This window comes from Deinococcus arcticus (genome assembly GCF_003028415.1).
GTDB classification, from domain to species: Bacteria; Deinococcota; Deinococci; order Deinococcales; family Deinococcaceae; genus Deinococcus; species Deinococcus arcticus.
The window spans coordinates 1-14054 of the sequence record NZ_PYSV01000016.1 but is presented as its reverse complement, the minus strand read 5'-3'; the positions used below and the strand labels follow the sequence as shown (position 1 = coordinate 14054).

At 68.4% G+C, this 14054-nt stretch carries 8 protein-coding genes; all 8 read right to left on the bottom strand.

The genetic code is table 11. The features are described 5' to 3' along the window. Positions 1–202: 202 nt before the first annotated feature. The 8 genes from C8263_RS14730 to C8263_RS14700 all read right to left on the bottom strand — a co-directional run bounded on the left by C8263_RS14730 (position 203) and on the right by C8263_RS14700 (position 13903). Positions 203–3178, bottom strand: coding sequence for an AfsR/SARP family transcriptional regulator (locus C8263_RS14730; protein WP_107138900.1), 2976 nt, complete (start codon positions 3176–3178; stop codon positions 203–205). 81 nt (positions 3179–3259) lie between these two features. Continuing rightward, entirely contained in the window at positions 3260–3601 is a 342-nt protein-coding gene (locus C8263_RS14720) for a hypothetical protein (RefSeq protein ID WP_107138898.1), read from the bottom strand. Positions 3602–3604: 3 nt separating this feature from the next. After that, the gene (locus C8263_RS19350; protein WP_158263821.1) at positions 3605–3757 is read right to left on the bottom strand and encodes a hypothetical protein; all 153 of its coding nucleotides are present in this window, start codon (positions 3755–3757) and stop codon (positions 3605–3607) included. 555 nt (positions 3758–4312) lie between these two features. Continuing rightward, complete coding sequence (locus C8263_RS19345; RefSeq protein WP_158263820.1) at positions 4313–7276, bottom strand: winged helix-turn-helix domain-containing protein; 2964 nt, start codon at positions 7274–7276, stop codon at positions 4313–4315. Between the two features lie 102 nt (positions 7277–7378). Beyond that, positions 7379–9865 carry a phosphoenolpyruvate carboxylase gene (locus tag C8263_RS14710; protein ID WP_107138982.1) on the bottom strand — a complete coding sequence of 829 codons (2487 nt, stop codon included), beginning with the start codon at positions 9863–9865 and terminating at the stop codon, positions 7379–7381. A gap of 39 nt (positions 9866–9904) precedes the next feature. Next, positions 9905–10693: a TIGR00282 family metallophosphoesterase gene (locus tag C8263_RS14705; protein WP_107138897.1), complete on the bottom strand. Its 789-nt coding sequence runs from the start codon at positions 10691–10693 to the stop codon at positions 9905–9907. 27 nt (positions 10694–10720) lie between these two features. Continuing rightward, positions 10721–11581, bottom strand: coding sequence for a hypothetical protein (locus tag C8263_RS19000; protein ID WP_146160707.1), 861 nt, complete (start codon positions 11579–11581; stop codon positions 10721–10723). Between the two features lie 3 nt (positions 11582–11584). Then, complete coding sequence (locus C8263_RS14700; protein WP_233218840.1) at positions 11585–13903, bottom strand: eCIS core domain-containing protein; 2319 nt, start codon at positions 13901–13903, stop codon at positions 11585–11587. Positions 13904–14054 lie beyond the last annotated feature (151 nt).

Here is a 14054-nt window from a genome sequence, read left to right as displayed (position 1 = left end):
CGCGCCTGAGGATGGGGCCCGCCCTTGATCACTGAGACGGCCGGCCGTCCATGTCCGTCACATCCGGGAAAGAAGGGGGATGGTCCCCGCCTCCGGCTGGGGACAGGCCGATGCCCGGACCTCCGCCTTTGTTCCTTCTCTCCTCCTCAGCTCTGCGAGCCCCTCCAGGCGGAACTCGTAGGACCGCTTGTTCACAGTCGCCTCAGGCCCCCAGCCCCTCTTCCAGTCTTCTCTGGCAGACCCGTTCCAGATACCGCGCTTCCCCAGCGCGCCCACTGTCTTCGGCCAGCTCCACCAGGGCCTGGGCCGCCTCTTCCTGCAGGGGGTCCAGGTCCAGCACACGGCGGTAGGCGCGGGTGGCCAGGGCGGGGTCGGTGCCGCGCACCAGTTCGGCCAGCCGCAGGGCGCAGGCAATCAGGTCCTCTTCCAGTTCCAGCCGGGCCTCATCTGCCCAGGCGCTGTCCAGGCGAGGCAGCAGCGGGCCCGCGTAGGCGTCCAGGGCGCGGGTCAGGGCGGCCGGGTCGTGGCTGTGGCGCGCGGCGCGCACGGTCAGGGCGTCCACCGCCACCTCGAAGGCTTCAGACAGCAGGTACTGCCCGGCCCGGAATTCCAGGGGGTTGAAGTCCACGCCCGGCGCCTCGCTCAGCACCGCGCGCAGGCGGCGCACCGACACCTTCACGTATTCCACGTGCCGCTGCTCGGTGCCGCCGCCCACCAGGGCGTCCACCAACTGCTCGCGGGTGGCGGGGCCGTGCAGCGCCAGCCACGCCAGCAGCTCGGCGGGTTTGCTGTGCGCCAGCCGCAGCGGGGCGCCGTTCACGGTGACGCGCACGCCGCCGCCCAGCAGGCTCACCCCCAGTTGCACGCGCCGGGCCGCCGTGGGGGCGGGGGGGGCTCCGGCGCCTGGGGGGTACAGGCCAGCCAGCAGGCCGGGCACCCGGACCTGCAGCGGCGCCAGGGCCGGCAGGTCCAGCTGCAGCGCCGCCGCGCCGCCCAGGAAGCTCAGCAGCTCCTGCAGGGCGGTCAGATGGTCGGCCGGCAGGGGCCCGGCCGGGCTCAGGTGCAGCAGCCACGCGTGGGCGCGCACCTGTTCTTCCAGGCCCAGCCGGGGGTCGTTCAGGGCGGCGCGCAGGTGGCGGGCGGCTGCCGGGTCGCCGCGCAGGGCCGCGAACAGCCCCTCGTAGAACTGCGCCGCCCCCCCCGTCCAGCGGCCGGGCTGTTCGTACTGCCAGGATCGCGCCTGGGTCAGCCAGGTGTGGGCCAGCGCCTCCTGGCCGGCCCGCACAGCCAGCTCGGCCAGTTTGTAGGCCAGGGTGTCTTGCAGGTAGGTCATGCCCTGGGCCTCGGCCAGGGCCAGGGCCTGTTCGTAGGCGGCCCTGGCGGCCGGGTCGTCGCCGCCCGCGCGGTGCAGGTCGCCCGCCGCTTCCAGCACCAGGCAGCCGTCGGGGGTGGGGCCCTGGTCTTCCAGGGCCTGGGCGGCGCGCAGTTCGGTCCAGGCGTCCTGGGCACGGCCATGCAGGCGGTACAGGTACGCCAGCGAGGCGTGCAGGCGGGTGCAGGCCGGGGCCAGCCCCGCGCGGTGGTAGGCCCGCACCCCGGCCTGAATGACGGCCTCGCGCTCGGCCAGGGGCGTGCGGGTAAAGGCGTGCAGGGCGTTGAGCAGCGCCAGCAGGTGCGCGCGCTCGCCGTGCTGGGCGGTGTCCTGGGCCAGGGCCAGCGCCTCGTGGGCAATGGGCAGGGCGTCTGCGGCGCGGCCCAGCACATTCAGGGCGCTGGCCTGCACCCGCATCAGCCGGGTGCGCACGCGGTCACTGGGCCCGGCCCCCAGGCCCTCTTCGGCCAGGGCCAGTTGCCGGGCGCTGTCGCCCCGGCGCGAGGCCACCACGCTCAGCAGGAACAGCGCCTCGGCGCGCGCCTCTGGTTGCCCGCGCAACTCGCGCAGCAGGGCCTCGGCGCGCACCACCTCGCCCGCGTGCAGCAGGCACAGGCAGAGTTTCGCCTGCATGTCTGGCCCCAGGGCGGCGGCGGGCAGGCTCTGCAGCATCTGGCGCAGCACGTCAAAGGCCCAGCCCTCTTCCAGCGCCGGGGCGCTGCGCTGCGCGGCCTCCACGGCGCGCGCGGTCTGGCCGGCCTGCAGGTAGAGGCGAATGGCCTCCAGCGGGCGGCCCTGGGCCTCGGCCCGGGCAGCGGCGCGCCCCGACAGCGCCGGACGGGCCTGGGGGCGCCGGTCCAGGCGGGCGCGCAGCGCCGAGACCAGCAGCTCGTGGGGGCGGTAGGTGCCGTCGCCGTGCGCGCGCAGCAGCAGGCCCGCGCCCAGCAGGGTGCAGGCCCAGTCGCCGGGCGGCTCCAGCTCCAGCGCCCGGAACTCGGCGGTGGTCCACACCGGCAGCACGGCGGCGGCGTCCAGCAGTTCGTCCAGGTGGGGCGGCAGCGTATCCAGCAACTCCTCCTGGTAGGCCTGTGGGGTCAGGGCGCTGCCCAGTTCCGCGCCGGCGGCGCTCAGGGCCAGTCCCAGCGGCCAGCGCTCGGCAGAGGTGTGCAGCCCAGGATGCCCGGCGCAGAACTGCGCGGCCTCTTCCGGTGTAAAGGCCAGCCGCTCACTGTCCAGCAGCTTCAGTCCGCCCTGGGCCAGCACCCGGCCCAGGCGCAGCGGCCCCAGGTCAAAGCCCGCCACGGCGGCGCGGTGGCCCTCGCCCAGGCTGGCCAGCAGGGTGCCCAGCCACGCGGCCCCGGCCCCGCCCAGCACTTCAGTCTGATCCACCACCAGCAGCGCGTTGTGCGGCAGGTCGTTCAGGTCGCGGGCCAGGGCGGCGGCCAGGGGCCCCGGCGGGCCACCCGCCGCCCGCGCCGCTTCAAACGCGGTGGGCTGGAAGCCGGGCAGGGCGGCGCAGGCCCGGCCCAGTTCCCCGGCCAGCCGCGCGGGGTCGGCTTCTTCCGGGGTCAGGGTCAGCCACGCCACCGCCTGTCCGTCGGCCTGGGCCGCGCGCGCCAGTTGCCCCAGCAGCGTGGTCTTGCCGTACCCCGCCGGGGCAATCAGGGCGGCCAGCCGGCGGCCCTGCGCCAGTTCAGCCAGCAGGTGGGTGCGCGGCAGTTCGCCGGGCAGGGGCGCGGGCAGCTGAAAACCGGGTGGGCGGCGGCCACCCGGAGGCGGGCAGGGGGAAGGCGGAATGAGGGTCATGCGGCCAACCTCCGGAGACAGGGTGAGGGGCGAGGAAAGCGGGGGGGGTGAAAGGGGGAGAGCCAGACGCCGCGCCCCGCCTCAGGGTTCCGGGTAAATCCCCCTGTAGGGCGCGGAGCCTTCCCCCGGGCCCACCGGGCGGCGCACCGGCGCCGCTTCCAGCACCTCGCCGCCCCACTGGCCGATGGTCTGCAGGCTCACGCGGGCGGCCAGGGCCTGTTCGGCGGGCAGGCCCTGCAGGGCTGTGTGCAGGGTGCTCAGGGGACCCTGCAGCCGGGCGTGGTCGCCCCAGGCGGCCTGCAGCTCGGTCAGGGCGGCGTGCAGGCGGCGCCGTTCGGGCCCGGGCAGGGGCGCGGTGTCCAGGCAGGCCCCGATGGTCTGGCAGGCCAGCGCCAGCGCCAGCGCGTAGCGCTCAGGCGACACGGCTCACCGGGGCCACCAGATGGGCGGCCACACGGGGTCAATGATGCTGCCGCCGTCATCCACCAGGGGCTGAGGCTGGGCGGGGGTGGCCTGAACCGGCTGGGCGAACGCGACGAGGAGGGCAAGGGTGCTCAGTAGCAGGCGAATCGTGTTCATGGCGTCTCCTTTCTTGCGGTAACTGCAGGCTAGGCCCCCCCCTGGGAATCCCCTGGGAAGGTCTTGAGCCCCTCCTCAGCGCGCGCACATGTTCCCACCGACCGTGGGGTGGGAAGCGAGTCTTGGGGAAAATAAAAAGCGCCTGTAGGACGGTGAAAGCTGCGCCAGCCCGGTGCAGAGGACGGCCCAGGCTTCAGCCTGCTTCCACCGGCACCAGCTCAGGCGGCGTCCGACGCCACCCGGCGCACAAGCGGCTCACTCCCAGCGGAGCAAGGAAGAGAAAACCGCCCCTCCGGATGTGGCGCTGGCAGGGCGGTGCTGTTCCGGCTGATCGGCGCAGCAGAGGGCAGTCCATGTCAGCCAATGGTGCAGACACTTTCCAGGTCTGTTGCAGCGGCCGTGGCGACCACGTTGTTTGGAACGCAGAGCCCGCTCGCTTCCCTCTGCAGCGCAGTGCTCCGCGTCCTGCGCAAGAGGAAGGGGCAAAAATATCGTGTTGACCGCTGCTGGTCGCAGTGGATGCTGGAACTGTCCGCACCATTGATCGGCAGCTGTTCAGGGCAGCGGCAGGCCCAGGCCGCGCAGGCGGCGCACCAGCCGCTCGGGCACGTCCTCGTCCAGCAGGCCGCGCAGGTGGCGGGCATAGGTGCGGAAGGCCCCCAGGGCGTCGCGGGGGTGGGCCGGCAGCAGCGCTTCAATCAGGCTCACGTTCACGGCCTCGCCCGCCGGTTCCAGCAGCGCGGCGCGGCGCAGCAGGGCCAGGGCCTGTTCGCCGGGCTGGGTGCGCGCGGCGTCCAGCACGGCGTCCAGCAGGGCCGCGCGCAGGCCCTCGCGCAGGGTGCGCACCCACTCTCCCTCGGCGCCCGGCAGCAGGTCGCCGCTGTACAGGTCCAGCGCCCCGGCCACCTCGCCCCCGTTCAGGCGGGTCATCACCTCGCGGGCGTCCAGGCTCACGGTCAGGGCCGGGTGCAGGCGGTAGCGCTGGCCGTCGTAGGGCACCGGGTCAAACGGCCAGCCGCTGGCCTGGGTCAGGGCCGCGCGCAGGCGCCGCACCGCCACCCGGAAATACTCGTGGTGCTTGCTCTGGCGCGAACCGTCCCACAGGTCGTTCATGATCTCGGCCGAACTGCCCGCGCCGTGCCACGTCAGCCACAGCAGCACCTCGGCCGATTTGGCCAGCGGCAGCCGCAGGGCGCTGCCCCCGGCCCAGATCTGTACCGCACCCAGCAGGCGCACGTCCAGCGTGGTGGTGGGGGACAGGACCGGCGCCGCTGCCGGAATCGCCCCGGCGCCCAGCAGCGTCCCCAGTGGATGCGCGGGGTCCAGTCCCACCAGGGCCGTCGCCAGCCCGGCCAGCGCCCTCCGGTCCAGGGCCAGCAGCGGCAGTGGGCTGAGGCTGCCCAGGAGCTGCCGGGCCCGGGCGGCGTCGGCGGTGCTCAGGGGCCGCGCGCGGCGCTGCACATCCAGCAGGTACAGCCCGGCGCGCGCCGGCTGGGTGCGGCCGGGCAGCGCGGCGGCCTGGGCAAAGTCCGTTTCGGCCTGGGCCAGGTCGCCCTGGGTCCAGGCCCGGAGGCCGCTGTAAAAGGGCAGCAGCACCCCGGCGCGCGCGTTGCCGCTCAGCAGGGCGCGCGCGTCCTGATAGGCGGCCTCGGCCTCGGGGTGCTGGCCCAGGGCGGCGTGCACCTCGAACTGGGCCAGCAGGGCAAAGGGACGCAGCACCTCCAGCCCCAGGCGCCGGGCAGTGTCCAGTGCGTGGTCCAGGGTGGCCCGCGCGGCGCCCAGGTCGCCGCGCGCCACCTCCAGCTGCGCCCGCGTCAGGTGCAGCTGCGCGGCCATGACAGGGCTGCTGCGCCCGGCAATGTCCAGCGCCTGCGCCAGCCCGGCCTGCGCGGCGTCCAGGTCGCCGCGCAGCAGGGCTTCCTCGGCCAGAATATTCAGCAGTGGCACGGCGCGCGCACCCTGGCGCTGTTCTTGCAGCAGCGCACTGGCCCGCGCCACGGCCTGGGCCCGCTCTGCCCACTGCCCCAGCATCTGGTGCGCGTACTGGCCCATGGTCAGGGCGGCCGCTTCTTCCAGGGGGGCCCCGCGCGCCCGGGCCTGGGCGGCGGCGGCCTCGCACACGCGCAGGCCCTCGTGCACCTGCCCCAGCGAGATCAGGGCCACGGCCCGCTGCAGGGCCAGGGCGCGGGTCTGCTCGGCCGGAAACAGGGCCAGTCCCAGTTCGGCCAGGCGCAGCTGCTCGGCAAAGTCACCCCGGCGCGTGGCCAGCAGGGTCAGGGCGGTCAGGCCCACGGCGGTGGTCAGGCCCTGGTCGTGCAGGGCGCGCAGCTCGGGTTCGCCCAGTTCGGGCTCGCCGGCCTCAATGCGGGCCACCGCGCGGTACTCGCGCAGCCACGGCGGCGCCTCTGGCAGGTGCAGCCCTGAGAGCACGCTGTGCATCAGGGCAAACTCGCCCCGGTCTTTCAGGCGCGGCAGCACCCCGGCCGCCAGTTCCAGGGTCAGGGGGTGGTCCTGGGCCTGCGCGGCGTGGTGCAGGGCGCGCAGGGGATCTGCGGCGGCCAGTCGCCGGGCCTGCGCGCCGTGCAGCGCCCGGAAGCGCGCCGGGTCGCGTCGCAGCCCGGCGTCCAGGGTGCTCAGCAGCAGGCCGTGGGGGCGGTACCAGCCCCGGCCCAGCGGCGTGACCGGCAGGCCCGCGCGGCGCACGGTGTCCAGCCAGTCGCCGGGCAACTTCAGGTCCAGTTCGCGCACCAGATCGTCGTGCCATTCGGCCAGCACGCTGGCCTCGGGCAGGGTCCCGCGCAGGGCGGCGGGCAGCACGTTCAGGGCCTCGCGCATCAGGTCGCCGGGTTCCAGGCCGGCGTGCACGCCCCCGGCGGCCAGCGCCACCCCCGCCGGCCAGCCTTCAAGCGCCAGGACCGCCGCGTGGGCCTCGGCGGGGGCCCCGCGCGCCTGCAGGAACGCCGCACTTTCCGGCCCACTGAAGGCCAGCTGCGCCGCGCCCAGCACGGTGGCCTGCCCGGCTGCCGTCCAGCGGGCCAGGGGCAGGGCGTCCATCGCTACGCCGCTCAGAAAGACCCGCCCGCCGCGCAGGGGGTCCAGAAACAGCGCCAGCAGCTGCCCGGTCAGCGGGCTCAGCAGCTCGGTGCGGTCCACATACACGGCGAGCTCCGGCTGCGCGGCGCGAAGGTGCGCGGCCAGCTGGTCGGCCGCCCGCTCCGGGGTGGCCTCGGCGCGCACATCCGGCACCGGCCCCAGCCGGGCCGCCGCCCGCCACAGCGAGGCCACGAAAAACTCCACCTCGGAGTCGCTGGGGCTCAGGCTCAGCCACAGCGTGGGGCGGCCCAGCGCGCGTGCATGTTGCGCCAGCAGCGTGGTCTTGCCGTAGCCGCTGGGCGCCAGCAGCGCCACGATCTCGGGGCCCGGCGCCGACAGCTGGCCCAGCAGCGCCGCGCGCCCCAGCTCGGTGCGCAGGGGCCGGGGCACCACCACCGACGGATGAGCAGGCGCGGAGGGAAGCATGGGGGACTCTAGTATAAAGACTTCACAAAGCGGTCAGGAAGAAGGCAAAGCCATGAGATCTGGGCATCTGGCTTGGCCCCACGGCTCATGGCCCAGGGCCCCCTACCCCGTGTTGCGTACCCCGGCGGCAATGCCCTGAATGGACAGCAACAGGGGGCGCTCGAATTCGTCCAGGCCGCCCTCTTTGCCCCGGCTGCGGCGCAGCAGTTCCACCTGAATGCGGTGAATGGGGTCAATGTAGGGGTTGCGCAGACCAATGCTGGCCTGCAGGCGCGGCTCGCCCGACATCAGTTCGGCGCCCACCACCTCCTGTACCAGGGCCACGGTGCGGCGGTAGGTGTCCTGAAGGTGCGCCGCCAGGGGCGACGGTGCAGCCAGCCGCAGGTACTCTTCAAAAATCAGCGGGTCACTCTTGGCCAGGCTCATCTGGGCGTTGTCCAGCACGGTGCGGAAAAAGGGCCACGCGGCGTACATCTCGCGCGCGGTGGCCACGCCAATCTCCTGCAGCCCCTCCTGCAGCCCGTACCAGCCCGGCAGCCCGGCGCGGTTCTGGGTCCAGCTCATGACCCAGGGAATGGCGCGCAGGTTGCCCAGGGTGGGGGCCCCGGGGCGGCGCACCGGGCGGCTGGCGATGTTCAGCCGGGCAATCTCATGAATCGGCGTTACGGCCTCGAAAAAGGGCAGGAACGCCGGGTCGTCCACCAGGGCGCGGTAGGCGCGGGCGCTGCTGTGCGCGGCGCGGGTCATGGCGTCCGTCCATTCGGGGTTCAGCTCGCCGCTTGGGCGCGCAGCCGAGAGCAGCAGGCCGTACAGCGCCTGCTCCAGGTTGCGCCGCGCCAGGACCGGGTGGCTGTACTTGTCGGCCAGGGCCTCGCCCTGCTCCGTGATGCGCAGCCCCGCGTCAATGGTGCCGCCCGGCTGGCCCAGAATGGCGCGGCTGGCGGGCCCGCCCCCCCGGCCAATGGATGTGCCGCGCCCGTGGAAAAAGCGCCAGCGCACCCCGGCGCGGCGGCACACGTCGCTGATCTGCCGCTGCGCTTCATGCAGGGCCCAGTTGGCGGCCAGAAAGCCGGTGTCCTTGTTGGAATCGCTGTAACCCAGCATGATTTCCTGCACGTCACTGCCCAGCACCGCGCGGTACTCGGGCAGCGACAGCAGTTCCCAGACCACCTGCGGCGCCCGGGTCAGGTCGTCCAGGGTTTCAAAGAGGGGCACGGGCAGCACGCGCAGCCCCACCTCGCGCGCCAGCAACAGGGGCTCAAGAACGTCGCTCACGCTCTCGGCCATGCTGATCACGTAACGCCCAAAGGCCCGGGGACCCGCCAGTGCCACCGCTTCCCTCACCTCGCGGATGGGACCAATGGCGGTTTCCAGCGTCTCGCTCAGGGCCTCGCCCGCCGGCCACAGCGGACGGCGCGAGCGCAGTTCGCGGGTTAGCAGCTCCTGCTTGGCGTGCTCGGGCAGGGCCAGATAGCCGGCCTCTACCCCGGCGGCGCGCAGCAGCTCGGCCACCGCTGCGCCTGTCTGTGCCGAGTGCTCGCGGATGTCCAGGCTCACGAGGTGCTGCCCGAACACCCGGGCCACCGTGAGCAGCGGCGTCAGCAGCACCTCGGCGCTGCGGCGCTGCCCGCCCGCACGCAGGCTGGCGTCCAGCGCCGAGAGGCGGCCCACGAGGTCCACCGTCTCTCCGGCCTGCACCGCATCGAACAGGGCCTGCAGTTCCTGCCGGTAGGCCTCGGCGCCGCCCTCCTCCTGGCTGAGGTCCGCGAAGGTCTGCCGGATGAGCGAGAGCAGCACCTCCTGCGCGCGGGCGCGGTGCAGGGCCAGCGCCTCGCGGGTGGCCTGCGGGGTCACGAAGGGGTTGCCGTCGCGGTCCCCACCCATCCACGACGAGAAGCTCAGGGGCAGGGTCGCCGCCGTCTCGCGCCCATACACGTCGCGGAAAGCCGCGTTCAGGTCCCGCTGTAACCCCGGCAGGGCCTGGGCAATGCTGGCGACATAGTTCAGGCCGCCCTTGACCTCGTCCAGCACGGTGGGTTTCAGGCGCCGCAGCTCCGGGGTGCGCCACAGGGCTTCCACATGGGCCGCGATCGCCTCGGCCGCCGGGCCCCCCTCGCCCCCCTCGCCCAGGGCGGGCAGGGCGCGCCCTACGGCCTCCAGGTGCCGGCGCACCGTGCGCCGCCGCATCTCGGTGGGGTGGGCGGTGAAGGTCAGGCCCAGGTCCAGCCGCGCCAGAAGGGCCTCGGTGTCCTCGGCGCTCAGTCCCTGGGCTTTCAGGTCGTGCAGCGCCTGCGCCAGGCTCTGGGGCCGCACGCCGCCCGAGGCGCGCAGCACCCGCACCCGCTCGTATTCCTCGGCCAGGTTGACCAGTTGGAAATACCACGTAAAGGCGCGCGCCAGATTGCCCGCCTCCGGCCCCGAAAGGCCCGAGAGCATCTCGCGCAGCGCGCGGTCATCGCCCCCGGCCCGCACCTCCCGGACCAGGGCGCGCGTGCGCTCCACCAGCTGAAAAAACGCCTCGCCTTCCTGTTCTTTCAGCACCTGGCCCAGCAGCCGGCCCAGCACCCTCACATCGTCACGGATACTCATGCGTCCTCCGGGCAGGGTGCGTGGCTTGGTGGCGCCCACTCACCCTTCTTCGACGTAACGGTACCGTTCTATGCCGGTGGCCCGGCCCCCCTCTATCTGGACAAACACCCCGTTGAGCTCGGCCGGTCCGCCCTCGGCCACCCCGTAGCGGTGGGGGCGCTCGGTCAGGAATTTCTGAATGGGGCCGTCCCGGCCGCTGCCAATGACGCTGTGGTGCGGTCCGGTCAAGCCCGCGTCGGTCTGGTAGGCGGTGCCGCCCTCCAGAATCCGGGTGTCGGCGGTGGGCACATGGGTGTGGGTGCCAATCACGGCTGCCACCCGCCCGGCCAGGTGCCAGCCCATGGCCTGTTTCTCGCTGGTGGCCTCGGCATGAAAGTCCACGAACACCGTGCCCAGGTCGTTGCGCTCCAGCAGCTCGTCCATGGCCCGGAAGGGGTTGGCCAGCGCCTCCATGAACACCCGGCCCAGCAGGTTCACAACTGTGAGTTTTTCAGTGCCGGCTGCCGTTTTCACATTGAAGGTGCGCCAGCCCACGCCCGGGGTGCCCGGATCGCTGTAGTTCAGGGGCCGCACGATGGGATAGGTGCCCTCGTCCTGCATCATCACGTACACGTCTTTGTGGTGCCACGCGTGGTTGCCCAGGGTGATGCAGTGCACGCCCGCCTTGAGCGCCGCGTCGGCGGCCTCGCGGTGCAGGCCAAAGCCTCCGGCGGCATTTTCCATGTTCACGATCACGAAATCGGCCTGACCGCGCAGGGTGGGCAGCTGGGCGCCCAGCACCCGCCGACCCGGCTGGCCAAACACATCGCCAATAAACAGCACGCGCATAGGGGTCAGGGTAGCGCGGGTGGGGGCTTACTTCAGCGGCGTCAAGCGGAAAGGGAGAATTTTGCCAGTTGATGCGGCCCACTGCCCACTAAACGTCCCGTTGGTACTGAGGGTTCCTTTAAAGGTGCCTGTCCAAGGACGCGGTGTGCGTTTTGAGAGGTCGTACTCGTTAAGGATCAATTGATTTCCTTGCAGCGAGCCGTACAAGTAAAGTCGCGCATCAGAAGATTTAGCTGAAGCGTATAGGTAAGATCCCCAGGCTTCGTTTGCTGTGAGTCGCACATTCAACGCCCTGATCCGGGTAGAGCCGATGGTGCCACTGAAGTTAAAAACCCGTGTTGAGGGGAGCATGTCCCGACTGGCAACCAAAGCTGCGTTCACCAGCACCAGCTGTTGTAGTGGTGTGCTACGCAGAAGAAAAAGATCGTAATTTGCTTTTCTGAATCGCCACCACAGGCTTGAACCATCTAGATTCACAGTCAGGCCACCGTAAACGGGCACAGAGGTAATGGGCTTTCGAGTCAGAGGTTTTGAAGAGAGAGATACCTGTAAGGTGCCTAGGGTGCAGTCAATGTTGCCAAGATCGGGGCAGTCCTTCTGCGGGCCGAAGCTAAAATTATATCCAGCTGCACCACCACTGCGGTAGACGCGAAGCATATAAGGAGTCCGCCACAAAGGGTTGTTGTTCAACTCAGGTGAGGTCAGCGCATAGGCGGGGCTAACAGGGCCAATCTCCTGGGTGAGTCCAAATTCATGCAGGCGATTACGCAGCCCCTCATCAATGACAGCTACGTTGCCCAGCACCGTCTCGCCACGCCCCACCCATACTTGGTCGCCCGCTGCAGCAGTCAAGAGGAAAGTTGCCGCGAGAAAAGGAAGACGTCTCATAGGTCAAGGCTTCCAGCCGTCGGGAATAGTGGCGACAGCGGCAGGATTTTTACCGGCGACCTTCAGGAGCGGCAGCGAACCTCTGGCGTCAATTCCGTCATAAACAGGCATTGACCCTACTCTATCGACGATCGCGCCAGGGAACTGGCCCCCGTTCGCTTGAATGGCTCTATATTTTTGCAGATAGATAGCGTAGTGGTTGCCTGCAACATTGCCGCCACCCACATATATGGCGACGTGCCAGTACTGGGCTGGGACATCCCAGAAGAGGATATCGCCAGGTTTCAAATCACCCTCGCCACGGTAAGAGCGGGTCAAGCCAGCAGCTCTGAATCGCCCATACGTCTCAAGGGCTGAACCGCCGAAAAGAGTGCGGTTGGGATCAACATGCTGGGTTACGACCTCCCTGGTCCACCGAGAGCACCGGTAAGCGATGTGTACCGTGCTTGCTCCCTGGAGGCCCGCCAATGCCGCAGTCGTGATTTTTTGAGAGAGGGCGCTACCTGTGGGCGGCGCGGTGGTTGCCCCGAGCGTCAAGGGGGTGTTCTGGATCGCTTTGTACAGAGCTTGCCCTGCACGTCCCATGGTCACTCCGCTCGTGGCCAGGTCGCCGTTAACTGTGTTCCGGGCACCCTGAAAATTTAACCTTCCATTTCCAAGATAGTTTCCAAGTGGCCCATATGCTTTGCGGAACGTACCGTCTCTCATGCCTTCAACGAGAATGATCGCCGCTACTTTTGGGTCTCGGGCGACCACATCTGGGTCATTTAGGAGATCAACAGGTTTCCCCCCAGACTTAACTCCTTTCTTCGTCAAGCGTTCCTGCCACTCCTTGTAGTTGGCTGCCCAGGTCAGTTGTACGAATCCTCTCCCACGATATTTGTAGCCATCCCCCTCTTGAGTATTGCCATTTCTGCGTGCTCTGGCACCATCATTGCCAGAAGGTCCATATTGGTTGTCGAAGTATCGCTGTTCCTGAGCTTGAGTAACATTGCTGCCCCATAATTTTTCTCTGGGAATTCCGCCCAGAGCGCTTTCGTGCGCTGCTGTAATAAGGATGTACGCAATTTGTGCTTTGTCGGTCACGCCAGAACGAATGCACTGTTCAATAATCAGCATCACGTGCTGACGGTAGATGGGATTTTTTTGAAAATCGACGGGCAGTCTTGAATTTCCATGTCTATCTGGGTCAAACTTCATTGCCTTTGGAATTTCGAGCATAAGTTCGTCGATCAATTTGGGATTGATCTTGCCAGTCTGTGGTGCTGCGTTTTGGATGCCGACTTGGAAGTCAAGAGTTTTACTTCCTAGCTCCCACTTGCCTTTGAGGTTTTCAAGAGAGCCGAGGAGCTGAGCGGTAAACCTCTCCTGTCCTGCTGACAAGCTTATATTTGATCCACTGATTAAGCCGTGAAGTTGAATCTTGTTTGAGCTGCCCTGAGTGGCATAGTAGTAATAACCCGACACCTTGCCTTTGTTGAAATTCAGTCGCATATTAATTGCAAAATCACCGATAGAGCCAGAATAGTTTTTGGACTCCTTAGCATTGGCTGGAACAGAGGGCAAGGTGCCTCCGTACATCAAATCGACACCAAACCTCTTCCGTTGATCAGGTGTCAGCCACTCCCCTTTGAATGCTAAATCCTTGTCGCTGCCCGAGAAGATTCCTTTGAATAAACCTGTGATTTTCCCCGAGTTGTCTCGCTCAATCAGGGTGGTTTTTTGGCCTTGCTTCAGTTCTCCTTCTAGAGTCAGCTTGCCTGCTTGACCTTCATACGAATAATGCCCATGAATTTTTCCAGCTTGTTGCCTAAGGGAGAGGTTGACACCTTTTCCGGCCAAGGTTCCTTTCAGGGTTGCATTCCAAGGTTGAATGGAGCTGTTGTTCAGCACGCGCTGCAAGGCACCACTTGAACTCGGGGAGCTTTTGTGTTTGACGGCAGTGACAGCTTTAACCACGGTCTGCGGGTGTGCCATTTGTGAAAGTTGCTGACCTTTCTCTCTGGCTTCTGCCTCCAGGCTGGCATCCGGGTCAACGCCTGGTGCCACGCGTCCTTGACGCTGCTGCACCGTGTGGGTTACTTCGTGCGCAAGGAGTTCCAGCCCAGATTGGGTATTTGGGTTAAAACGACCGGCCTGGAAAAAAATGTCTGCGCCCGTCGCGAAAGCAATCGCATTGACACTCTTGGCCAGCTTGTCTGCCTCAGCGTCATCGTGAATGCGGACACGGGATAGGTCATGGTTCAGCCCCTGTTCAAGATGACGACGGATCGATTCGGGCAGGGGGTTGCCAGCCCCACGCCTCGCTTGGATGCGCTGCAAGACTGGCTGGGTGGCTTCAGCGTCTAGAGCATTTGTCATAAAGACACTGATGGATGAACATGTTTGAACCAGCCGTGAATATCACTCGGTGTGACGGCATCCAGTGCGGCAAACACCGCCTGAAGCAGTTCGTCCACCTGTCGGCAGTCCC